Consider the following 23,274-nt stretch of genomic DNA (forward strand, 5'->3'; position numbering starts at 1 on the left):
CCCGGTTATCGCCGGAACGTGCACGCGCCGAGCCGAACCGCGCGCCGGCGTCAGTCGCTCGCTCCGGGACGGGTCCGGACCCACTCGTCGGCTCGGTACTTCGTCTCGACGAGCTCTTCGGCTCGGGCCAGTTCCGCCTCGGTCCACGACCCGTCGCGGTCGAGGTCGGTCGCCTCGCCGTCCCCGACCACCCACGCGGCGAGCGCGGCCTCCAGCGCGGCCACCGCGTCTGCCCGGTCGACGGCGGCCAGTTCGTCGATGCCGACCACCCGGTCGCGGAACGCGGCGGGCGTCACGGGCGGGTCCGCGAACGTCCCGAGGTGTCGCTCTGGCGTCACTGAAAAGGAGAGCGACCCGTGCTGGATCACCGCGTCTCGCTTCCGGTACTGGGCGTTGCCGGCGATCTTCCGGCGGGCGTCGGGTTCGCCGGCGTCGCCCGCCACCACGTCGTGTGCCGGGTGGAGTTCCCGCAGGTAGCAGGCCGGGTGGTACAGCTCCGGAACCGCGGTGTCGACGTAGTCGGCGTCGACGCCGAGGCGCTCGAACGCGTCCAGAACCGGCTCACAGAGGCGGTGATAACAGTCCATGAGCGCCCCCGGCACGTCGGCGGCCGGGACCGCGATCGAGTAGGCCACGTCGCCGTGCGCGTCGTGGTAGATCCCCCCGCCGCCGGTCTGTCGCCGGGTGACGTCGATCCCCTCGCGCTCGCAGAACCCCCAGTCGACGGTCGCCGGGTCCTGCCGGTAGCCGAGGGTGAGACAGCTCGGCTCCCACCGATACGTTCGCACGGTGGCCGGGCCGCCGGCGGCCGCGGTCTCCGCTGCGACTTCGTCCAGCGCCATCTGCATCGGGCCGGGCCGCGACTCCTCGCGGATCAGTCGCCAGTCGCCCGCGGGTGCGGTCATGGTCGCCCTCCGCTCGCCGATCCGAAAGCGGTTGCGCTCGGGCGGTGAGGCTGCCGACGGTGGGCCGCGTCGCGGCCCCGGTCGAACGCGGCACCCTTCGCCGACACGTCGACTGCTCAGTCGGACGCGGCGTCAGCGTCGCTCCCGCCGTCGGCCGCGGTACGCTCGCCGCCGGCGCCGGTCACGGCCCCGTCCGGCGTCGGTGCCCCGCCGCCGTCTTCAGCCGAGATATCGAACGTCGCGAGGTGGTCCGCCAGTTCCGACGCCCGGTCGGCGAGCCCGTCGGCGCTGTTCGTCACGTGGCCGAGCGACGCCGTCTGATCCTCGGTGGCCGCCGACACCTCTTCGGCCTCCTCGACGGTCTGTCGGCTGTCGACCACCACCTCGTCGACCATCGTGACCACCTCCTGTGCCGAGGCGGCTTGCTCGTCCGTGGCGCGACTGACCTCTTGGATGCTGTCGGCGATCGATTCGACATCTTCGGTGACGTCTTCGAGGGCTTCGACGCTCCGTTCGATCGTCGCCGCACCGCCTTTCACCTCGGACCGCATCCCGTGGATCTCCCCGACGGCGCTGGACGTCGCCGACTCCACCTCCGAAATCCGGTCTTCGATCTCTTCGGTCGCCTCGCCGACGTCCCTCGCGAGCGACTTGATCTCCTCGGCGACGACGGCGAAGCCGTCGCCCGCGTCGCCGGCGTGAGCCGCCTCGATCGAGGCGTTCAACGCGAGGAGGTTCGTCTGTTCGGCGATGCTGTCGATGAGGTCGACGATCTCACCGATCGCCGTCATCTGCGCGTCGAGCGATTCGATCTCCGCCGCGGTCTGCTCGCTCGCCGCCTCGATCTCGGTCAACGCCGCGATCGCATCGGTGGCGTTCTCCCGCCCGGTCTGACCGCGGCCGGCCGCCGCCGTGGCCGTCTTCGTGACCTCGTCCGCCGCCGACGCGACCTCCTCGACGGTCGCCGAGAGGTCGTTCATCTCGTCTGACACCGCTTCCAGACGCTCCGTCTGTCTCGTGTTGGTCGTCGCGATACCCTGTACGGAGTCGCTGACCCGCTGACTGGCCGCCTCGACGTCGCGGGTCCTGTCGACGACGGTCTGCGTCTCGTCGTCGACGGCGGCGGCAAACCGCTGGATCTCCAGGACGGTCGCTTCCATCTCCGCTATCATCTCGTTGAACTGCTCGGCGATGGTGGCCATCGCCTCGTGTTCGGTTTCCGGGTCCATCCGGGCGGTCAGGTCGCCGTCGGCAGCCCGGTCCATCACCCGTCCGTACTCGTCGGCGCTGGCCTCTAACGACGCCGAGAGGGACTCCAAGCGTTCGATTCGCTCCCGGAGGGCGACGCGCATCTCGTCGAAGGCGTCGTAGACGTCGGCCACCTCGTCGCTCCGCTCGGTCGAAAGGGTCGCATCGAGGTCTCCGTCCGCGAGCGCCGTCGCTCGGTCTCGGAGTCGCCGCAGCGACCCGATCGTCGACCGGCCGAAGGTGAGCCCGAACAGCGCGAATCCCAGAAGCGAGACGCCCGTTATCAGTATCAGGCTCTGTCTCACGGCACGCGAGACGGCGTACGCCTCGGATCTGGGCTGCCGGATGAGCGCCGCCATCTCGGTTCCCTCGACCGGCGCGTAGGCGACGACCGCACCGTCGGCCGTCTCGGAGAGCCCGACCGTCCCGTTGAGCCCGCGTCGCAGGTGCGTCGCGTCGCCTCCGTACGAATACGCAGAGCCGACCTCGGCCGTCCGTTGCGAGAGTTCGACGCTCCCGTCCTCGTTCACCACCTGCACGTACGACGAGTCCGAGGCGGTCTCGAACATCGCGGAGCGTTTCGTAACGTTGACCGTGATGACGACCGCGGTCGTCATCTGCTTGGTCGGGGTCGCGAAGGCGATCTGCTCGACCCCGTTCCGTTCGTACACCTCCGAGACGGCGACGTTCGTCCAATCGGAAAACGCCAGCCGCTCCGTCTCTCTCGACCCTTGCGCCCACGTATACTGACCGCGGTCGAACGTGGTACCCTTCCCCGACAGGTTCGTGCTCGCGATGTACCGTCCGCTCGAGAGGTCGACCACGTGGATGGCTCGTGCGTCGGGCGGCAGCGAGTGGAAGTCGCTCGTGATGATCCCCTGAGCCGCCGCCCCGTCGGTCAGGAGGCTCCGCTGTGAGACCATCTGGGCCGATTGCTTGTACGTCCCGATCCACGAGGCCGTCTCCTGTGCCTGCTGTTCGGCCTGCATCGTCAGTTGGGACTCGACAGACTCCTGTACGAGGCCCGAGACGCGCTGATCGGCGTAGAATCCGACTCCACCGACGAGCAACGCGAGAAAGACTGTCAGAATAAGGAACTTTCTGAAAATGCTCTGTCGGACCGCCGCCGGAGCGACTGAATCTAGCATCTGTGTCGGCCTCTGACAGGAGCCGATTAATTTGCAGCGCTCAAATTATATCCCCTGATATCGCCTATAAATACGTCATACGGCTATATTGGGATATATTGGTCTCACAATTTCCGCCGAGGTTCGACCCAGGTGACTCTCTCAGTACCGCACATATCCGGATCGATTTCGAACGACACACTCGACAAAGGAGTATATTTCTTATATATCAACCAGCTGTGAACACGCGCAGTCGTCCGACAGCAGGTGGTGACGCTCCGCGGGCGGCGTCGGGCCGGCGTCTCAGTCGCTCGCTTGCGACGCCGCGGCGCCACGAAGCACGGCCGGGGTGACCCGAGACGTGCGGTTCGCCTTGGTCGCTCGGCGCAACTGTACCAGGAAGGTGGTTCCCTCCGGACCCGTTTCTTCTAGGATTAGTTGCCCGCCGTACAGCTCCACGATGTTGTGGGTCAGGAACAAGCCGTACCCGTGATCGCCCGACTTGGGCGGCTCGAAGAGCCGGGCTCGTTTCGCTTCCGGAATACCACCGCCGTCGTCACAGATCTCGAGTGTCGTCCACTGGTCGCCGGCGGAGATATCGATCGAGATGGAGACGTGACCGGAATTGTGCTCCAGTGCGTTCTCGATCAGGTTCACGACGACTCTATCGAGGAGCCCACCTGCCAACGCATAGGCATCCTCGTCGCCGCGCCGTTCGAGCGTCGCATCTCGGTTCGAGCGTCGCAACCAGCCGAGCTCCGTCTCGACGGCGCTAACGACGTCGACGGGTTCGAGTTGGGGGTCGTGGTCGGTCGCATCGAGGATTTCGCGGATCGATTCGATGAACACGGCGATGTCGTCGCTACTGTGACGGATAATGTCGAGATAGCCCGCGTCTTCCCCACCCACGTCGAAGCGGTCCTCGAGGAGGCCCGCGTATCCGTTGATCTTCGTGACCTCGTTGAGCACCTCGTGTCTGAGGTACTGGTTGAGATACTCCAGCTGCTCTCGCTCGCGTTTTCGCCGTTGTGCGAGCTTGTTCTTCCGGTTCCGCTCGCGTTCGCGTTGCTTCGAGATGAGACCCATGACGCCCGTGACCGACCCGGCCGATGCGCCGAACCCGGTCGAAAGGAGGAGTATCAACCACTGCTCTCCCCGGTCGAACTCCGGTTCGATAACGAACAGGGCGGTGTTCATCGCGATCGCGAACAGCAGGGCACCGCCCACCGTCCACGCCACGACGGGCAGACGAAGGTCCGCTTCCGTGTCGGACTCGGAGAGCCACAGCGTCGCCGCCAGCAGGACCACGATCGGGATCGCCAACAGCAGCACTTCGAGGTAGCCATCGAGGTTCGAGTCCGCGATCTCGCGCGCATCCTGAAACACGTAGAAGAAGACGAGGTACGCCAGCGTGAACACGCCGCACAAGCCACCCATCAGTCGCGTCGTAGAAATCGGCGGTTGGTGATCGTTGTGCATCCTACCCGGTTGGCGGATCGACCGAGGCGGTGTTTATCATTACTATGATTGATATATACGTCTCCGTAGGAGGGGACGGGGGTCATAGCAACGGTTATCGCTTTTTGCCAAGCAGTCCGTCGTGTGACCTCGACACCCGTACCGCCGACCATGTCCGAAGACACGCCGTGGCCGTCGCGTTCGCTCGTACTTCTGTGTGGTGTCAGTTTACTCGCCTTCGCCGGGGGGCTCCTCGTCACCGAGTGGTTCGGCGAAATCGGGACCGACATCGACCTGAAACCGTTCTTCATCCCGTATCTGCTCATCGCAGCGGTCCGGTTCGGTCTCCCGACGCTCGCCGTGGGGTTCGGAGCGGCCGTCGGAGAAGGCGTGTTAGACGTCTTCGAGGGCTACGAACTCGACGACCCCGTCGGGTTCGTCGGATACGTCCTCGGGTTCGTCATCTTCGGGTGGTACCTCCACCGAGTCGCGGACGACCCGTCGTCCCGGCGCGGGCTCGCAGTCGCAGCGATTCTCGGCGCGTTCGTCCAGGCGTTCTTCGAGAGCTTCGCCTTCTTCCTGTTCGAACCGGCGGCCGGAACGCGACAGGCCGCACTGAGTCTCGTCGGCAACACGCTCTCGCACGGGATCCTCCTCGGTGCCATCCCGCTGCTCTTCTTCGTCCCACTCGCCCGAGCGCACATCCGCACTCGGCTGCGTCCGTGATGCGACGCCGATTCGGCGTGTCGCCCCGATATCCACATTTGCTATCGCGGTATGCAATTTATTAACGGGCGTTCGGAACGCGCGTCCCTTTTAGGAATCCCCGGAGTAGGGGCGCGTATGGTTCGAAACGTCGCCGGCGACATGGCCGCGCTCGACCCCGAGGACTTCTATCTCCTCTCGGGCGTCGAGCAGGGGATGCGTTTCTCGGAGTGGGTCCGGCGGGACAAGATCCCGGAGTACGCAAACCTGACGCGCGAGGAAGTCGACTACCGGATCGACCGGTGTCTCGACCGCGAACTCATCCAGCGGAAGACGATCCAGTACGAGGGGTATCAGCTCACCTTCGAGGGGTACGACGCGCTGGCGCTCCGCACCTTCTCCGAGCGCGAGACCATCGACGGCGTGGGCTCACCCCTGGGGTTCGGCAAGGAAGGCGACGTGTACGAGGCGCAGTCGTTCAAGCCGCTCGCCTTGAAATACCACCGCGAGGGGTACACCAACTTCCGCGAGGTGAACCGCGAGCGCGAGTACACCGCCGACCGCGACCACGTCTCGTGGCTCTACACCGCGCGCAAGGCGGCCGAACGCGAGTACGAAGCCATCGAGGAGCTGTACCCCACCGTCTCGGTCCCCCGGCCGGTCGATCACAATCGCCACGCCATCGTGATGGACAAGTTCGACGGCGTCGAGCTGTCGCGCGCGAAACTCGACCCGGAGCAGGCCGTCGGCGTCCTCGACTTGGTCCTCCGCGAACTGGTAACGGCCTACGACCTCGGCTGGGTCCACGCCGACATGTCCGAACACAACGTCGCGGTCGCGGAAGGCGGGATCACCATCTTCGACTGGCCGCAGGCGGTCCCGGTCGACCACGAGAACGCCCGCGAGTTCCTCGAACGCGACGTGGGGAACCTCCTGCGCTACTTCGGACGGAAGTACCCGCACGAAGTCTCGCGAGACGCCGACATCGAAGGCATCGCCGCCGCTATCGCCGACGGGACGTTCGACAGCGTTCGGTCGTTCGACGCGGAGTAAATCGTATAGCGCGATACGAAACTGCCACCCCGCTGCTCGCGTAACGTCTCCCGCTCGCCGAACCCGCCTTTCGCCGCCACGGCGTCTCCGTGGCGCTCTCTGACCACCACTGCCTCTCGAATTGTTTTAGGGCTGCCTAAGATTCGAAACCCTCTTAATCATTTAGGGTGGCCTAAACCGTATGGACCGAGAGGCCGACCGACTCGCCGGCACGCGTCGCGATCCGGTCGCTGCCGTCGCCATCGGAGGAGAAGCGTGAGCGGCGCCGAAAGCGACGTGGTCGTGGTCGGCGCGGGGCCCGCCGGCTGCGCGGCCGCGGTGTTCGCCGCGCGCGACGGCCTCGACGTCGTCGTCTTCGACCGCGGTCGGTCGTCGCTCGCGCGCTGTGCGCACCTGTCGAACTATCCGGGCTTCCCCGCCGGCATCGACGTCGGGACGCTGTCGGACCTCATGCGCGAACAGGCCGAGCGAGCGGGGTGTACGGTCGTCGACGACCTCGTCGAATCGGTCGACCGCGCGGGGGACGACGCCGACCGCCCCGAGGATCAGAGCGGGCGGTTCGTCGTCACCCCCCAGGAGGGCGCACCCGTCACCGCCGCCCGAGTGGTCGCCGCGACGCGCTACGACGGCGAGTACCTCCGCGGCCTCGACGACGACGACGCGCTGTTCGCACGTCGGGACCGCGGCGAGGAGACGGAGGAGACGTTCGACCGCGAGTACGCCGACCGCGACGGGACCACCGCTATCGACGGGCTCTACGTCGCCTCGCCGTCCGACGCCGACCGGCAGGCGATCACGGCCGCGGGACAGGGCGCCCGCGTCGGAAAGCGGGTCGTCGCCGACGCGCGGGTCGACGAGGGCTGGTGGCCCGCGGCGGCGGAGGGAAGAGACTGGGTCCGCCGCGAAGCCGAACTCGGCGACGAGTGGAGCGACCGCGAGCGGTGGGTCGAGTGGTTCGACGCCACCCACGCCGACGGGCCGGTCGACCCGGACTCGGAGCGGTTCGCACGGGTCCGCGATGCCGCGGTCGAGGCCGAACGCTCCTCGCACGTCGACGCAGACGAGGAGGCCGCCCGCGCGGCGGCCGGACACCGAGCCCTCGCCGCACACCTCGATCCGGAAGCGGTCGTCGCGGCGCACGGGGCGGACGCGCTGCTCGACGCGATGGACGACGAGGCGGTCGCGGCGCACGCGGCCGCCGGCGGGCGAACCGTCGAGCGCGACGAGGAGGCGACGCGATGAGCGGCGACGAGCCGACCGCCGGCGGCGCGACGGGGTCGGTCGACTACGGGGGCTCGGCTCGGCGACCGGCAGAAGGGGGGCGACTCGGGTGGCTGTTCGACCCGCGGCTCCTGCTGGTCGCCGGGGGGAGCGTCGCCGTCGTCGCGCTCGCCGGACTCGTCCAGGTGAGCTTCGGGACGTACTCGATGACGGTCGGCCAAGCGTGGCGGGCCGTCCTCGACCCCGCCGTGCTACTCGATCCGCGGTGGCTGCTCAACTTCCTCGTCGGCGAAGAGCTGATGCGCGCGATCACGGGCTTTCAGGGCGCGCTGCCAGAACTGACCCGCGAGACGCTTGTCGTCTGGAACATCCGCCTGCCGCGGGTGCTGGTCGGGGCCATCGTCGGGATGAACCTCGCCGTCTCCGGGGCCATCTTCCAGGCCGTGACGCGGAACGAGCTCGCGAGCCCGTTCATCCTCGGGGTCTCCTCCGGCGCCGGGCTGATGATCCTCCTCACGCTCGTCGTGTTCGGCGGGCTCTCGGCGTTCCTACCGCTGATCGCGGCGGTCGGCGGGTCAGTCGCGTTCCTGCTCGTGTACGCCATCGCGTGGAAGAACGGGACGAGCCCGGTCCGCCTCGTCCTCGCGGGCGTCATCGTCGGCACCGTCTTCAACAGCCTCCAAACCGGCCTCTTCTTCTTCGCCGACGACATCAGCGTCGTCCAGTCGGCGATCCAGTGGACCACCGGATCGCTCACGGGGACCGACTGGGAGCAGGTGCGGATGGCGCTCCCGTGGACGCTCGTGGCGCTCGTGCTGTCGCTCGCGGGCTCACGGCAGCTGAACCTCCTCCTCCTCGGCGAGCAGACGGCGAAGGCGCTGGGGATGTCCATCGAGCGAGTGCGGTTCGCGCTCTCGGGGGTCGCCGTGCTCGCGGCGGCCGCCAGCATCGCGGTGGCGGGTATCGTCAGTTTCGTCGGGCTCATCGTCCCGCACGTGGTTCGGACCCTCGTCGGGAGCGACTACAAGCGGGTGATCGTCGGCTGCCTGTTCGTCGGCCCGGCGCTGCTGGTCGGCGCCGACGTGGGCGCGCGCCTCGGGATGGGCGCGATTACGGGCGCCGACGCGCAGGTTCCGGTCGGAATCGTCACCGGGCTGGTCGGCGGCCCGTACTTCCTGTACCTGATGCGGCGACAGCAGAACGTAGGTGACCTCTGAATGTCGATAGAACGCGTGAACGCGACGGACCGGGACGAATCGGGCGGCTCGAACGACATCGCAGGGTCTCACGGACCGGACGACGCGGCGACGGACGCGAGCGACCTCGACGGCCAGTCGCTCGTGTTGGGCTATCCGTCGGCCCCGGAGCCCGTGATCGACGGCGAGTCGATCGCGGCCGAGCCGGGCGCGGTGACGGCGCTCGTCGGGCCGAACGGGTCCGGGAAGAGCACCCTCTTGAAGGGGCTCGCGAACCAGATCGCGCCCGACGACGGCTCCGTGCTGCTCGACGGGCGCGACGTTCACTCGATGGACACGAAGGCGCTCGCCCGGAAGCTCGGGCTGCTCTCGCAGGAGAGCACCTCGCCCGACAGCATCACCGTCGAAGAGCTCGTCTACCACGGGCGATACCCACACCGGGGGTTCTTCGAGCGAACGACCGAGGCGGACACCCGAGCCGTCGAGCGCGCGATCGATCTGGCGGGCTGTGGCCACCTCAGAGACCGCGAGGTCGGCAGCCTGAGCGGCGGGCAAAAACAGCTCGCCTGGATCGCGATGGTCCTCGCGCAGGACACCGACGTGCTCCTCCTCGACGAGCCGACGACGTTCCTCGATCTGCACCACCAGATGGAGGTGATGGAGATAATCGAGACGCTGCGTTCGGACAGCGAGGTCACCGTCGTCGTCGTGCTCCACGACCTCGAACAGGCCGCCCGCATCGCCGACCGCGTGGTCGCGCTCAACGACGGCGAGATCCGAGCGCGCGGCCCGCCGGAGGAGGTCGTCACGGAGGACCTCCTCTCCGAGGTGTTCCGCGTCGACGCCCACGTCGTCGACACCGACCAGGGGCCGCGCGTCACGCCGCTGCGGGCCAGACACGGGGAGTGACGCAGTTCGGCGCCCGGTGCCGTTCAGGGCCGCCAGTCTTTAGGTAGACCTAAAAATCGGAGCCGTTAAGTTGTTTTAGGGTAGCCTAAAAATATGCCCAACGACGAAGTACCCGCAGCGTCGACCCGCAGAGCGTTCGCGAAGTACGGTGGCTCGGTCGCCCTCGGCGGCCTCCTCGCCGGCTGCTCCGGCGGTTCCGGCTCCGACTCGCCGGACGCCGACGAAAACGAGTCGGCACCCGCAGACGACGGTTCGGGCGACTCTTCGGACGGTTCGTCGGGCGAGAGCGAGGACGCAGCGGACGAGCGGTACACGGCGTCCATCTCGCCCATGGGCGAGGTCGCGTTCGAGTCGGCGCCGGAGACCGTGTTCACGCGTCTGACCCACCACGCGGGCATGGCGTTCGCGCTGGGGCGGGGAGACGACGTGACCGCGCTCCACGCCCCCGACTACTACGACGGCCTCTGGAACCAGTTTGTCGAGCGGCTCCCCGGCGTCTCGCTCGACTGGTCGGGGCTGTACTCCTCGTGGCAGCCGGACAAAGAGAAGCTCTACGCGCTCGACAGCGACGTCCACCTCGCCGACCCCGCGTGGATCACCCGGCAGGACGCGTGGAGCCCCGAGGACATCGACGAGATCGCCGAGCGTGTCTCGCCGTGGTTCGGCAACTCGCTGTCCGACCGCCACCAGGACCCGACGGGCGAGTGGGCGGGCGACTACCAGTACTACGGGCTCTGGGAGCAGTTCGAGATCGTCGCCGACGCGTTCCGAGAGCGCGAGCGCTACGAGGCGCTCGCGGCGGTCCACGACGACCTCCTCGCGACGATCGAGGAGGGCCTGCCGCCGGAGTCGGAGCGCCCGACCGCGGTCATGATCGCCGCCCACGACATCGAGAGCATCTACGCGTACACCCTGAGCAACCCCGGCTTCCTCACGTCGCACACGCGCCCGCTCGGCCCGCACGACGCGTTCGAGGGGAGCGTCGAGTCGGGGACGATCGTCGACTTCGAGACGATGCTCGAAGCCGACCCGGACGTCATCCTCTACCTCGGCGGCTTCGAACCGGGAACCGACATGGCCGGTCGCCGGGCGGCCTTCGAGGAAGACCCGGTCGGCTCGGAGATAACGGCGATCAAGAACGACCGGATGCACCCACAGGGCGCCCGGTATCAGGGCCCCGTCCTGAATCTCTTCCAACTCGAGATGACCGCGAAGCAGTTATACCCCGACGAGTTCGGCGCCTGGCCGCGCTACGAGGAGGGGCCGTACCCGGAGATACCCGAAGCGGAACGGCTGTTCGACCGCCAGCGCGTCGCGGACGCCATCAACGGGGACCTGTAGATGCGCGCCCGCGAGTGGGCCGTCGCGGCGAGGTACGGCGACCCGGAGGCGTACGACCTGCCGACCCTCCGGACGTTGCGGGTCGAACGGAGCGACGACGGCCTCGCGTTCGCGGCCGTCGACAGCGACGAGCCGTTCATCGCGGCGGAGAAGCCGGTCCGGGTGCGTCGGTGAGCGCGTTCGGGCTCGGTGACGAGGCGGCGGAACCGGCCGGAGCCGGGCCGACGGCGGACCGAAGCGACTACCACGGTTCGCGGCCCCCGACCGGTATGGCTATCGACAGCGACGACTCGCGGCTCGGACGGGGGGACGACCGATGAGCGAGGACGGAGCGCCAACGCGCGTCGCGTCCCCGACCGACGGCGACCCCGACTCGTACGAGTCACGCGACGTGGTCGTCGTCGGCGGGGGCGTCGCCGGCCTCTCGGCGGCCGTGTTCACGGCTCGACAAGGGCTCGACACGCTCGTCGTCGACTCGGGCGAGTCGATACTCCGGCGGAACGCGCACTTGGAGAACGTTCCGGGGTTCCCGCTCGGCGTCAACGCGCGCCAACTCCTCGACCTGTGTGGCGAACAGGCCGAACACGCCGGCGCGGACCGGCTCGACGCGCGGGTCACCCAACTCGCCACCGTTGCTGATTCGGGCGACGACGCGACCGACGGCCCTCGGTTCGTCGTCCACACCGACGGCGGCGACCGGATTCGAACCCGGTTCGCCGTCGCCGCGACGAAAAACGAAGTGGGCTACCTCGACGGGATCGACGGGGTCGGCATCCTCGACCGCGGAAAGTCGTACGTCGACGCGGACGAGCGCGGTCGGACCGGCGTCGACGGACTGTACGCGGCGGGGCGGCTCGCGGAGAAACCGCATCAGGCGGCGGTGTGTGCGGGTCACGGCGCCGAGGTCGGCGTCACCATCCTGGAGGCGGCCGACCGGGGCTTCTACCACGACTGGGTCGCGCCGGACGGGTACTTCACCGACCGCGACCGGCCGGTCCCGCCGGGCTGTGAGGAGATCGACGCCGACGAGCGCCGCGAACGCGAAGCGGCCTCCCGCGAGGCGATGCGCGAGCGGTTCGCGGCGCCCCACCCCGACCCGCAGGAGACGCATCCGAGCGTCGAGGAGTGAGTCTTTATTTAAAAACGAGCCGACGCTACTCGTCGCCCTCGGCGTCCCCGCGCTCACCGCCTTCGGTATCTCCCCGCCCGTCGCCATCGGCATCCCCGCGCTCGTCGGCCGCCTCGATCCGGACGAGGTCGGCCTCGACGTCCTCCACGAAGGCGCCCTGCCCGCCCACGGTGACGCGCTCGCCCTCGTCGCTCTCGACGACCAGCGAGTGTTCGACGGGGAACTCGTTCGTCGTCGGCTCCACCATCCCCTGTTTCGACTCCACGACGCGCCCGGTGATCTCGACCGGCTCGTCGGCGGCCGTCCACCGCCCCCCGACGGTGACGCGGGGGGTCTCCCCGTCGCGGAGCCGCAGCGTGGCCTGAAAGACGGTGTGTCTGAAGTTCGCGTACTCGGTGGGGAGCGCGGCCGGCGCGGCGGTCGCGACTTCGGTCGCCGCCGGCCAGTAGTTCCCGAGGAACGACCCGACGATCACCGGGGCGAGCTGCTCTTGCGCGAAGTGGATCGCCTGTCGGTCGGTGTCGGCCCGGCGCAGGAGCGCCGGGGGCGCGACGACGCCGGTCGCGGAGTCGACCGTGAGCAGCGTCGGCATCGCCTCTCCCCACGCCCGAACCACGTTCGCGACGCCGTCGACACCGCCCTCCACGTCGTCGGGCACGTCGTCGCCGGAGACGATGAGGAGCACGAGCACGCCCCGGTCGACGGCCGCGGCGAGCGCCTCGCGGATCTCGGGGAGGTGCTCTCCGGCGATCGAAAGCGCCACCTCGGAGTCCGCGTCCGCGAGCAGCGAGCGGATCCGCTTCATCACGGTGACGCGGGACTTGATGACCTCGAACTGCTCCGTCTCTCGCTCGGTCCGCGAGAACCGCTCTTCCAGGCCGGGCCGGATCGCGTCCACGTCCGACCGGAGGCGGTTTATCACCTCGTCGGGCGGGTTCGCGCGGATCGTCGTCGGTACGACGTGGTCGTTCACCTCGACGAAGCCGCGCTCCGCCAGCGACTCGCTCACGCTGTAGACGTAGCGTTTCGACACGCCGGCGGCGTCGGCGACCGTGCTCGCCTTCGCCTCGCCGTGGGCCAACAGACTGAGGTAGGTGTCGACTTCCTTATCAGAGAGTCCGAACCGGCGGAGGAGGTCGTTCAGCGTCCGATCGTCCATATACCGGCACTGGGTCAGGCACTCACTTATAAGAGGCGGACCGACCGCGCGCCGGGGCCCGCGTTATCGGAGTACCGCGACGCCGTCGAGCGCGACCGTTTCGTCGGCCGCCTCGATGTCCGCCGGCGCGCCGCGTCCGTCCGCGAACAGGACGGTCTCGTATCTCGCCGGTACCGTCACGGTCGCCGGTCGGTCGGCGAAGTTGAGGACGACGAGCAGCGAGTCTGAATCGCCACCGGCGTCGACGCTTTGATCTCCGGGCTCCGTGACCGGTTCCGCGGCGGTTCGCTCGTACGCCGCCACGCGCTCGGCGTCGCCGTCGACGACCGACACGTCGGCGGCGCGGCCCTCGAAGTCGACGGCGCCGTCGCGGAGGAGCGGCTCGCGCTCGCGGAGCGCGGCGAGGGCGCGGTGGAAGTCGGTGAGACCGTTGTCGCCGTCGTGCCACCGGATCGGCCCGCGGTACGTCTCGTTGCCGCGCTCCTGTCCGGCGTAGACCAGGGGCGCGCCGGGGAGCGTGAACGTCGCCGCGGCGGCCGCGAGAAGGGCCGCACGCCCGTACTCGGCGAGGTAGCGCTCCTCGTCGTGGTTCTCGACGTATCGCATCTGGCGGGTCGGGTCGCCGAAGCCGAGCCACGCCGCGCGGTCGAACGCGTCGGCGAGCGCGTCCGCCGGCGCGTCGCCGGCGCCGATGGCCCGGAGCGCCTCGTACACCGAGGTGTCGTAGTGGATGTCGAACTGCCCCTCGCCGTAGAAGGGGTCGTGGGGGAGCGTCTCGTCCAGGAGGAGACAGTCGTCGGGGACGCGGTCGGCCACCTCCTTCCAGAACCCGTGCGGGACGCCCCACGCCACGTCGGCGCGGAAGCCGTCGACGACCGCGCTCCACTCGTCGACCACGTCTAAGAGCCACTCGCGGACGGCCGGGCTGTCGAAGTTGAGGTTCGGGATCCGCCGCCAGTTGAAGTAGTACTCGGGCATGTCGCCGTCTTCGAGCTCCGCCCAGTCGGTGTCGGTCACGTCGAAGGCGCCGTCCGTCCGCCGGTAGTGGTCAGCGTAGGCGTCGACGCCGGCGGCGTGCATCTGGAAGGCGGGGTGGTCGCGGGAGGTGTGGTTGATGACGAGGTCAAAAATAACCTTGATCCCCGCCTCGTGGCAGGCCTCGACGAGCGACGCGAACGCCTCGCGGTCGCCCAAGTCGGCGGCGGTGTCGTAGTAGTCGGTGACGTGGTAGCCGTGCTCGGTCGGCGAGGCGAGCACAGGGGTGAGCCAGAGGGCGTCGACGCCGAGGCTCTCGATGTAGGGGACCCGCCGTTCGATCTCGCGGAACGTCGTCGGCAGCGTGTCGCCGGCGAACGAGCGCACGAAGGCCTCGTAGATCGTCGGCGAGTCGGCCCAGTCGGGGAGCGCGTGGGGGTCGGAGACGGTCACGTTGCCCGCCTCGTCGCGTTCGATCGCCACCGTCTCCGCCGCCCCGTACCGGTCCGCGTGCGGGACGGCGTGGACGCGGAGCGCGCCGTCGCTGGGCAGGTCGGAGAGCGGGATCGACAGGCCGCCCTCCGCCGCCAGCGACTCGATCCGCTCGACCGTCTCGGGGGACGCGTCGCGGTCGTCGACGAGGTACTCCACGTCGACCGGGGACGCGCCGCCGGTCCGTCCCGACTCGTCGTTGAGGGACGGCGGCGCCGACGCGTCGGCGGCGATCCGGACGACCGGCGCTGCGGTGTCGCCCTCGTCGACGGTCGCCGACAGCGAGAGGCGCGGTCGCCCCGGCCCCGGCACCGTCACCTCGTCGCGGTGGCCGTTGCCGAGGTCGTCGTTGGCGACGAAACTGAACCCGTGGCGTCCGGGGGGGATCTGCACGTCACACGCCCAGTCGTCGCCGTCGCGGGTCGGGCGGTCGCGCGCGAGCAGGCGGTCGTTGTGCGGCCACAGCAGGGAGACGCGGTCCACGTCGGCGTCGTCGACCGGGAGGTCCGTCGCGGGGACGCGGAGTTCGACCGGTCGCCGCTCGTCGGGGAAGGCGCGCACCCGCTGTCGGTGGGTCCCGTCGGGCGCGTCGAGAGTTACGACGTACGTGCCGGGGGCGTCGGGGCGGAGGTGGACCACCGGGGCGTCGTCGCGGCTCGTCTCCCCGGCGAGCAGCACCGGCTCGTCGGCCGCGCTCGCGCTTCGGGGGTCGTCCCCGGCGCTCGCGTCGCTCTCGGGCGTGTCCCCGGCGCCCGCGTCGCTCTCTGGCGGCGCGCTCCGAAGCGTCCACTCGTAGGTTCCCTCCGGATCGGGGTTTCGAGGCGCCAGCTCGACCGATTCGCCGACGCTCGTCGCGCGCGGCGGGCCGGGTTCGTGCATACCTGCCTCCGACGGCGACCCGGCTTGAGCGTTTCCGTCCGTACAATAAATGAATAATAATTACACCAAAACTTCATACATAGCGGTGTCGTGTGTCCCCGTAATGCAACTCCGCGACGCGCTCGACGACTACAAGCGCAACACCGGGCACGCCACCCGGTTCCCCGGCGAACGCCGGACCGTCACGGGACGGTTTTCGGGCGGTGAGGGGCGACTCGTTCACGTCGACGCCGACGGCGAACTGCGCGACTTCGGCTACCCGCTGACCGGGCAGACGGGGCTGGTCCGCTCTCGGATCGGGCTCGCGGTCGGCAACGACGTCACGTGGCTCGACGAGGCGGCGACCGAGCAGCGCTACGTCGACGACACGACGCTGATAGAGACCGTCCACGACACCGACTGGGGGACCGTGACGCGGTACGACGCGACCATCGGCGACGCGCACCTCACGCGCGCGAGCATCGACGCGGACGACGGGCACTCGAACGTCGACCCCGAGGAGCTCTCGCTCGTCGTCTACGCCCGGTTCGCGCCGGACGGACGCGACGACCGAGTCGGCCAACTCCGATACGACGACGCCATCGAGGTGTACCACGCCGACGAGCACGACTTCCTCGCGAGCGCCACCGGCTTCACCGACTTGCGCGGCCAGCTCCCGGCGACGTTCCCCGAACTGCTCGACGACGCGCCCACCGACCTCCCGCGGGACCGCGACGGCGACCGCTACGAGGAAGAGCGGCTCTCCGGCGAGGTCATCGTCGACGCGCCCTTCGAAGACGGCGTCGCGACCGTCGGCAGCCTGCTGACCGACCGCGCGGAGACGAGCCGCGACGACGCCCGCGACCTGCTCGCGGCGCTGTTCGAGGACCTCGACACCCCCGACGCGCTCGCCGCGGCCGCGGGCGACACGATCCCGTCGCCCCCCGAGTCGGTCCCGTCGCGGGAGTCGGTCGTCGCCGACCTCCGCGTGCTCTCGCTGCTCTCGGCGGAGTCGGGCCTCCGGATCGCCGGCCCCGACTTCGACCCCTTCTACGCGACCTCCGGCGGCTACGGCTACACGTGGTTCCGCGACGACGCCGAGATATCGACGTTCGCGCTCGGCGCCGACGACCGGCTGGGACTCGGGCTCGACGACTGGCACGCGCGCTCGGCCGAGATGTACGTCGCCACCCAGCGCCCCGACGGCTCGTGGCCCCACCGCGTGTGGCCGCGGAACGGGGCGCTCGCTCCCGGCTGGGCCAACGCGCGCATCGAGGACGGCCCCGACGTGGACTACCAGGCCGACCAGACCGGCAGCGTCATCGCGTTCCTCGCGCAGGCCCGCGAGGCGGGCGTCGAGGTAGAAGGGCTCGACCGGACGCTCGTCGCGGCGCTCGCCGGGCTCGACGAGACCCTCGCGGCCGACGGGCGCCCCGTCGTCTGTCAGAACGCGTGGGAGGACAGCGCCGGCCGCTTCGCGCACACGACCGCGACGTTCCTCGAAGCGTACAGCGAACTCGCGCTCCACGGCGACGGGCTGACGGCCGACGCCCTCGACGACGGCGCGGTCGACACCGACGCGCTCCCGGCGGACCTCCCGGCGCACGCCCGCGACCAGGCGACGCGCGTGTACGACGCCCTCGACGACCTGTGGGTGCCGGAGCGGGGCTGTTACGCGCTCCGCGAGACGCCCGAGGGGGAGATCGACGACCGGCTCGACTCCTCGACGCTGGCGCTGGCGAGCGCGCATCGGTCGTTCGACGCGCTCGGCGGCGACGCCGGCACGGTCGACGACGACCGGCTCGACCGACTGGTGTCACACGTCGAGACGGTCGTGGACGGGCTCGCACACGAGAGCGACGAGATCGAGGGCCTGATCCGGTACGAGGGCGACGGCTGGCGCCGGGCCGGCCAGTACTCCGAGAAGGTGTGGACCGTCTCGACGGCGTGGGGCGCGAACGCCTGCGCCGAACTCGCGGTGCTGCTCGCCGACCGCGACGACCCGCGGGCGACGGCGATGGCCGAGCGCGCCCGCGACCTGCTCGGACACGTCTCGCCGGGCGGATCGCTCTGTGAGCCGACGACGTACCTCCCCGAGCAGTTCTTCGACGACGGGACGCCGGACAGCGCGACCCCGCTCGGGTGGCCCCACGCGATCCGACTGGCGACCGTGGCGCTGCTCGACGACGAACTCCCGAAGACCGCGGGCCGGGTCGCGGCCGACGACTGACGGGAGCCGCGGCTGTGTCTCAGCACGCAGCAATCGACAGCGAACGACGACACGCACGCCCGGACCGGCGTAACGACGCCGGCGTCAGCGCCACTCGGACATCGGCACGCAGTCCGCTTCGCTGACCGTGATCCAGCGCGTCGTCCGCTCGTCGGGCGCCAACGCCCGTTCGAAAAACGTCACCTCGCCGCCGTCAGAGTCGCCGTCGTCGGTCCGCTTACAGACGAGCTCAGGCCGTTCGGCCCGGACGCGCGTCGATGACGTGGACATACGTCACGGTTCGTCCCCGATCGAATAATAAGTGTTGGTTTCAGTTCGGGATCGGCGAAACAACCGTCCTCGCCGCCGGGGCGTTTTCGTCGCCACGAGCACGGTCGCCGGGCGATTTCGCTCGGCTTACAGCCTGACGGGGACGCCGTGCTCGTCGAGGTACTCTTTCGTCTCCTCGATGGAGTAGTCGCCGAAGTGGAAGATGGAGGCCGCGAGCCCGGCGTCGGCGTTCGCCTCGGTGAACACCTCGCGCATGTCCTCCGGGCTGCCGCAGCCGGACGAGGCGATGACGGGCGTCGAGACGGCGTCGCAGACGGCCGTCATCAGCGGGATGTCGTAGCCGTCCTTCGTCCCGTCCATGTCGATGGAGTTGACGAACAGTTCGCCCGCGCCGCGCTCCTCGGCCTCCTTCGCCCACGAGACCGCGTCGATGCCGGTCCCCTCGCGGCCGCCCTTCTTCGTACACTCGAACCACACCGTCTCGCCGTCGTCGTCCTCGTAGAAGTGCTCGCCCTCGTCGTCGTGTCGACGCCGCGCGTCGACGGAGATGACGATACACTGGCTGCCGAACGCCGCGGCGCCCTCCTCGATGAGCTCGGGGCGCTCTAAGGCGCCGGTCGTGATCGAGACCTTGTCCGCGCCGGCGCGAAGCGTCTCCTTGATGTCGGCTTTCGTCCGGATGCCGCCGCCGACCGTCAGCGGGATGAAACACTCGTCGGCGACCGCGTTTACCACGTCGAGCATCGTCTCGCGGCCCTCGGCGCTCGCGGTGATGTCGAGGAAGACGAACTCGTCGGCGCCCGCGGCGTTGTACTTTTTCGCCAACTCGACCGGGTCGCCGGTGTACTCCAAATTCTCGAAGTTCACGCCCGTGTACACCGCCGCGTCCCCGTCGTCGTCGAGGTCGACGTCGATACAGGGGATGATCCGCTTCGTGAGTCCCATTCGTTACCGACCCGTTCGTGACGACCGAGGTTAAAAGCCGTGGGGTCGCGGCCGGGGGAGACGCTCCCGGCGGCGTTTAAGTTCGGTCGTCACTCCTCGCCCGTCCGCCGGTCGTACTTCGCGACGGCCCGGTCGGCGCGCTTCGAGATGCCGTTCGGGTTCCGCGCCGGCGTTCGGTCGCGGCTCCGCGCCACGAGCCCGTCAGAGCTCCCGCCGACGAGGCCGAACAGCACGTCCCGGCCGGTGGCGACCCATCGCGAGGGGGTCGAGTCGCCGCGGACCACGTCGCCGGCGGCGCCCACCGCGTCCGTCGCCGCGTGGCTCCCCGCGCGCGCGACGACGGTCGGGCGAACCCCGTAGTTCTTTAAAAGGCGGTACGCGAGCGCCCGGTACTTCCATCCCCACTCGCTCGCCGTCCGCCCGCCGTCGGCGGCCTTCGCGGCGACGAGCGCCTTGTCGGCCGCCATCCCGTCGCGCCACGCGACGCCGTGGTCCATCTGTGCCAGACGGTGGGCCGCGTCGCGCGCCCCGCCGGTGTGGAGGTACTCGTCGAAGCCGTCGAGGTCCCGGAGCGTCTCGCGACGGAACGCGACGTTTCCGCCCTCGAAGTAGGTCACGTCGGTGCCGGCTATCGTCCGGCGCTCGGGGGCGTCTCGCCCTTCGCCGTCGCGCGCCCGCTCGGTGCTTGTGGGCGTGCCATCGGCGGCGGGCGCCTTTTCGGTGGCGGGCGCGCCGTCGTCACGGGCCGCCTCCGGCGACTCGATCGGCGTCACCGGGCCCGTCACGGCGTCCGCCTCGGCGAGGCCGGCCCGCACGGCGTCGAGCCACTCGGCGGTGATCCGGTTGTCGTAGTCGACGAGCGCGACCGCGTCGCCGCTGGCGACCTCGATGCCGGCGTTGCGGGCGACGTTGACCGTGCGATCCGATATCTCGACCAACACGTCCACGTCGTCGCGGTCCCGCACCATCCCGGTGGTGCCGTCAGCGGAAGGGCCGTTGGCCACGATCACCTCCGCCTCCGGTGCGTGCGCTGCCAACGCGTCGAGGCAGCCGGCTAACCGGTCCCGCCCGTTGAGGGTGGGAACGACGACCGAGAGGTCCATGTGACAGAGTGTCGGGTCCAGGGATTAAAAAGGGCTCCGTGCTGGCCGCAGCGCTATCGGTCGCCGGAGCGCGGTTCACCCGACGAGCGGTCGTTCGGACGGCCCGTCGGTTCGGGGGTCGCTCAGACGGTCAGGTAGTACACCTGCTTGCGCGCGTCCTTGAAACTGTAGCGGGAGTCGACGAGACCCTCCTCTTCGAGGCGGTTGAGCGCGTAGCGGACGGTGCGGTCGGGAAGCAGCGACTCGTCGGCGAGGCCGCCCTGCGAGAGCGGGGCGTCGCCTTCGAGCACCTTCGCCACGAGTTTGGCGCTCGGGGGGAGTTCGCGTAAGCGGTCGCGGTACTCGGACTCTGAGAGACGGTCTTGGTCAGCAGTTTCCGCGGGACTGGTACTCATACTCTTGTGTCACCCTTGGCTTATTGGTAAAGGTTGGCTACATATTGGGCAATCCGATTGGGATAATATAATGTGTTAATATCACGACTCGGACCGCCGGGGCGCCGGTCGGCCGGCCACCTCGCGACGCGACTGCGCGCTCGGGTCGCCGACGGCGTTCGGGTCCGCCTCCGCGACCGTGTCTTCCCCGACCGCATCCAGTACGGTTTTGTCGGTCGGGAGTTCAGTACGGATAACGTGAAGGGACAGGACTGGTACCAGGCCGACGAGGTCGCGGAGGAGTACGAGGACGTACGGTTCTCCGGCGGCGGTGAGCTCATCGACCAGCGCGAGAAGGAGGCGGTCCTCTCCGCGCTCGGACCGATAGAGGAGGGCCACCGCGTGCTGGAGGTCGCCTGCGGGACCGGCCGGTTCACGACGATGCTCGCGGACCGAGGCGCCGACATCGTCGGCATCGACATCTCCCGCGAGATGCTCGAACAGGGCCGGCAGAAGACGGCGAACGCAGGGCTCTCGGGCACCGTGGAGTTCGTTCGCGGCGACGCTTCTCGGCTCCCGTTCCCGGACGATCACTTCGACTCGGTGGTCGCGATGCGGTTTTTCCACCTGATGGAGGATCCGATCCCGTTCCTCTCCGAACTCTGTCGCGTCAGCGCGAATCAGGTGTTTTTCGACACGTTCAACAGCCGCAGCCTGCGGACGCTGTACACGTGGCTGCTCCCGATGGGGTCCCGGCTCTACGCCGAAGAGCAGGTCGTCGACATGCTCTGCGCGGCCGACATGACGCTCGCCGGCGAGAACCACGACTTCGTGCTGCCGTACGGCTTCTACCGCGAACTCCCCGGCCCGGTCGCGAAGCCGTTCCGGCTGGTCGACAGCTGCATCGGCAACACGATCCCCGGCGACTACGTGGCGTCCGTCTCCTACTGGGACGCGCGCGTCCCCGCGAGCGACGAGACGTAGTGTAGATAGCGACGGTCAGATAGCGACGGTCGCGTCGTAGACAACGGCGCAGTCGCGCTGCGGGTCGGTCCTCACGGCCGGCATCCGTGCCTCGTATTCTGCGTTCGGTCGGTGGCTCCCGCGCCGTTCGGCCCAAATCGCTCGGATCAGTACGTGTGGATGACTTCGCCACACCGCAGGCATTCGATCGTGTCGCTCCGGAAGAGCCGCTCTTGTTTCTCCGTCGGGCCGTTACACTCCGGACAGACGCCGAGGTTCCGACCGTCGGCGACGCGGGCCGACAGGTCCAGGAACTGATTTTTGAGCGTCTCTATCTGTTCGGACTGTTCTTCGACGACCGACTCGAGCTCGGCTATCGTCTCCTCGCGTTCTTCCACCGCGGACGCGAGCTCCTCGACTCGGTCCTCGTACGTGTCGAGCGCCTCCACGTCGAGGGCCGCCGCCTCGGTCTCCGCTTCGAGTTCGGTCGCGGCGTCGCTTTCCTCGGTCGTCTCGGTCTCGGTCTCGGTCTTGTCGTTGGCCATACAGTCCCTACGGATTCCAGGGTGGTTTGCTTTCGGGTCACTAGTAAGGTATGTGCCCGCACCCTAACGAGCGATCGGTCGGCAAGAAGGCTCGTACTGGCCGATCGATGGCAGATCCTGCGACCCGGGAGCCCCTCTGGCGGTCGGTGAGTGCGGCCCCCCGACGACGAATCGGCGGCGGATACCTTACTATGCTGTGTCGAAGTTGATGATTCAATAGTCCATACGATAAGGTGCGCATGGATCCGACAGTACTACAGGCTGGGTTCGACCTCCTCAACGACGGTCGACCCGAAACGTTGTGGCTAGGCATCGGGACGCTACTTATGCTCATCGGGACCTTCTACTTCATCGCCAAAGGGTGGGGCGTCACCGACAAAGAGGCCCGTGAGTATTACGCGATCACAATCCTCGTGCCGGGCATCGCGTCGGCCGCGTACCTGTCGATGTTCTTCGGTATCGGGCTCTCAGAGGTCGAAGTCGTCGGCCGCGGAACGCTCGATATCTACTACGCACGATACGCTGACTGGCTGTTCACCACGCCGCTGCTCCTGCTCGACCTCGCGCTCCTCGCGAAGGTCGACCGGGTCACCACCGGCACGCTCATCGGCGTCGACGCGCTGATGATCGTCACCGGCCTCATCGGTGCCCTGTCGCAGACGATGCTGGCGCGGTACACCTGGTGGCTGTTCAGCACCATCGCGTTCATCTTCGTGCTGTACTACCTCCTCACGAGCCTCCGCAGCGCGGCGAAACAACGCTCCAAAGAGGTGCAGACCACGTTCAACACGCTCACCGTGTTGGTCGCGGTCCTCTGGACGGCGTACCCCATCCTGTGGATCATCGGGACTGAGGGCGCGGGCGTCGTCGGCCTCGGCGTCGAGACGCTCGGCTTCATGGTCCTCGACGTGACTGCGAAGGTCGGATTCGGCTTCATCCTCCTCCGCAGCCGTGCCATCCTCGGCGACACCGACGCGCCGGAACCGTCTGCCGCCGAGCCGTCGGCCGCCGACTAAGGGATCCCTCCCTCCCTCGCACCGACTACTCGAACTGCGATCACCGTTTTCC

21 protein-coding genes are annotated in these 23,274 nt (G+C 68.8%); 11 read left to right on the forward strand and 10 right to left on the reverse strand.

What is annotated here, in order from left to right:
* Positions 1-50 precede the first annotated feature (50 nt).
* From DOS48_RS16395 to DOS48_RS16405, 3 genes are all read right to left on the reverse strand, one after another.
* Positions 51-905: a biotin/lipoate A/B protein ligase family protein gene (locus DOS48_RS16395; RefSeq protein WP_127116777.1), complete on the reverse strand. Its 855-nt coding sequence runs from the start codon at positions 903-905 to the stop codon at positions 51-53.
* Between the two features lie 116 nt (positions 906-1,021).
* A complete protein-coding gene (locus DOS48_RS16400) occupies positions 1,022-3,301 on the reverse strand; it encodes a methyl-accepting chemotaxis protein (protein WP_127116778.1) in 2,280 nt (759 codons plus the stop codon).
* A gap of 282 nt (positions 3,302-3,583) precedes the next feature.
* Complete coding sequence (locus tag DOS48_RS16405) at positions 3,584-4,717, reverse strand: HAMP domain-containing sensor histidine kinase (protein WP_158283833.1); 1,134 nt, start codon at positions 4,715-4,717, stop codon at positions 3,584-3,586.
* A gap of 165 nt (positions 4,718-4,882) precedes the next feature.
* On the opposite strand from DOS48_RS16405, the gene DOS48_RS16410 reads away from it, so the two are divergent.
* From DOS48_RS16410 to DOS48_RS16445, 8 genes are all read left to right on the forward strand, one after another.
* Positions 4,883-5,464 carry a hypothetical protein gene (locus DOS48_RS16410; RefSeq protein ID WP_127116780.1) on the forward strand — a complete coding sequence of 194 codons (582 nt, stop codon included), beginning with the start codon at positions 4,883-4,885 and terminating at the stop codon, positions 5,462-5,464.
* 117 nt (positions 5,465-5,581) lie between these two features.
* A complete protein-coding gene (locus tag DOS48_RS16415; protein WP_127116781.1) occupies positions 5,582-6,496 on the forward strand; it encodes a serine/threonine-protein kinase RIO2 in 915 nt (304 codons plus the stop codon).
* 255 nt (positions 6,497-6,751) lie between these two features.
* A complete protein-coding gene (locus DOS48_RS16420) occupies positions 6,752-7,738 on the forward strand; it encodes an FAD-dependent oxidoreductase (protein WP_127116782.1) in 987 nt (328 codons plus the stop codon).
* Complete coding sequence (locus DOS48_RS16425; protein ID WP_127116783.1) at positions 7,735-8,934, forward strand: iron ABC transporter permease; 1,200 nt, start codon at positions 7,735-7,737, stop codon at positions 8,932-8,934. Before DOS48_RS16420 ends, DOS48_RS16425 begins: the two co-directional genes overlap by 4 nt.
* Positions 8,935-9,822, forward strand: coding sequence for an ABC transporter ATP-binding protein (locus DOS48_RS16430; RefSeq protein ID WP_127116784.1), 888 nt, complete (start codon positions 8,935-8,937; stop codon positions 9,820-9,822).
* Between the two features lie 93 nt (positions 9,823-9,915).
* Positions 9,916-11,163: an ABC transporter substrate-binding protein gene (locus DOS48_RS16435; RefSeq protein ID WP_127116785.1), complete on the forward strand. Its 1,248-nt coding sequence runs from the start codon at positions 9,916-9,918 to the stop codon at positions 11,161-11,163.
* Complete coding sequence (locus tag DOS48_RS16440) at positions 11,164-11,337, forward strand: hypothetical protein (RefSeq protein WP_168654242.1); 174 nt, start codon at positions 11,164-11,166, stop codon at positions 11,335-11,337.
* Between the two features lie 142 nt (positions 11,338-11,479).
* Positions 11,480-12,292, forward strand: a complete 813-nt coding sequence (locus DOS48_RS16445) for an FAD-dependent oxidoreductase (protein ID WP_127116786.1) — start codon at positions 11,480-11,482, stop codon at positions 12,290-12,292.
* A 25-nt stretch (positions 12,293-12,317) separates the two neighbouring features.
* Here the strand turns inward: DOS48_RS16445 and DOS48_RS16450 are convergent, their stop codons facing one another.
* Together DOS48_RS16450 and DOS48_RS16455 are read right to left on the reverse strand one after the other, a co-directional pair.
* On the reverse strand, positions 12,318-13,451 hold the full coding sequence (locus DOS48_RS16450; protein WP_127116787.1) for a TrmB family transcriptional regulator sugar-binding domain-containing protein: 1,134 nt from the start codon (positions 13,449-13,451) through the stop codon (positions 12,318-12,320).
* 63 nt (positions 13,452-13,514) lie between these two features.
* Positions 13,515-15,797, reverse strand: a complete 2,283-nt coding sequence (locus tag DOS48_RS16455; RefSeq protein WP_127116788.1) for an alpha-amylase family glycosyl hydrolase — start codon at positions 15,795-15,797, stop codon at positions 13,515-13,517.
* A 103-nt stretch (positions 15,798-15,900) separates the two neighbouring features.
* Between DOS48_RS16455 and DOS48_RS16460 the strand changes: the two genes are divergently transcribed.
* On the forward strand, positions 15,901-18,006 hold the full coding sequence (locus DOS48_RS16460) for a glycoside hydrolase family 15 protein (protein WP_127116789.1): 2,106 nt from the start codon (positions 15,901-15,903) through the stop codon (positions 18,004-18,006).
* An 84-nt stretch (positions 18,007-18,090) separates the two neighbouring features.
* Here the strand turns inward: DOS48_RS16460 and DOS48_RS16465 are convergent, their stop codons facing one another.
* The 4 genes from DOS48_RS16465 to DOS48_RS16480 form a co-directional block, all read right to left on the reverse strand.
* Entirely contained in the window at positions 18,091-18,276 is a 186-nt protein-coding gene (locus DOS48_RS16465) for a hypothetical protein (RefSeq protein ID WP_127116790.1), read from the reverse strand.
* Positions 18,277-18,402: 126 nt separating this feature from the next.
* Positions 18,403-19,221, reverse strand: coding sequence for an imidazole glycerol phosphate synthase subunit HisF (gene hisF / locus DOS48_RS16470; protein ID WP_127116791.1), 819 nt, complete (start codon positions 19,219-19,221; stop codon positions 18,403-18,405).
* An 89-nt stretch (positions 19,222-19,310) separates the two neighbouring features.
* Positions 19,311-20,324, reverse strand: coding sequence for a glycosyltransferase (locus DOS48_RS16475; protein WP_127116792.1), 1,014 nt, complete (start codon positions 20,322-20,324; stop codon positions 19,311-19,313).
* Positions 20,325-20,446: 122 nt separating this feature from the next.
* A complete protein-coding gene (locus tag DOS48_RS16480) occupies positions 20,447-20,719 on the reverse strand; it encodes a helix-turn-helix domain-containing protein (protein ID WP_008004753.1) in 273 nt (90 codons plus the stop codon).
* Between the two features lie 237 nt (positions 20,720-20,956).
* Between DOS48_RS16480 and DOS48_RS16485 the strand changes: the two genes are divergently transcribed.
* Positions 20,957-21,682 (forward strand): class I SAM-dependent methyltransferase, encoded by a 726-nt coding sequence (locus DOS48_RS16485; protein WP_127116793.1) that lies wholly within the window; start codon positions 20,957-20,959, stop codon positions 21,680-21,682.
* Positions 21,683-21,828: 146 nt separating this feature from the next.
* Here the strand turns inward: DOS48_RS16485 and DOS48_RS16490 are convergent, their stop codons facing one another.
* On the reverse strand, positions 21,829-22,206 hold the full coding sequence (locus tag DOS48_RS16490; RefSeq protein ID WP_127116794.1) for a hypothetical protein: 378 nt from the start codon (positions 22,204-22,206) through the stop codon (positions 21,829-21,831).
* Positions 22,207-22,445: 239 nt separating this feature from the next.
* On the opposite strand from DOS48_RS16490, the gene DOS48_RS16495 reads away from it, so the two are divergent.
* The gene (locus tag DOS48_RS16495; RefSeq protein ID WP_127116795.1) at positions 22,446-23,222 is read left to right on the forward strand and encodes a bacteriorhodopsin; all 777 of its coding nucleotides are present in this window, start codon (positions 22,446-22,448) and stop codon (positions 23,220-23,222) included.
* Positions 23,223-23,274: the final 52 nt, after the last annotated feature.

The sequence above is a fragment of the Halorubrum sp. PV6 genome (assembly GCF_003990725.2).
Lineage (GTDB): Archaea > Halobacteriota > Halobacteria > Halobacteriales > Haloferacaceae > Halorubrum.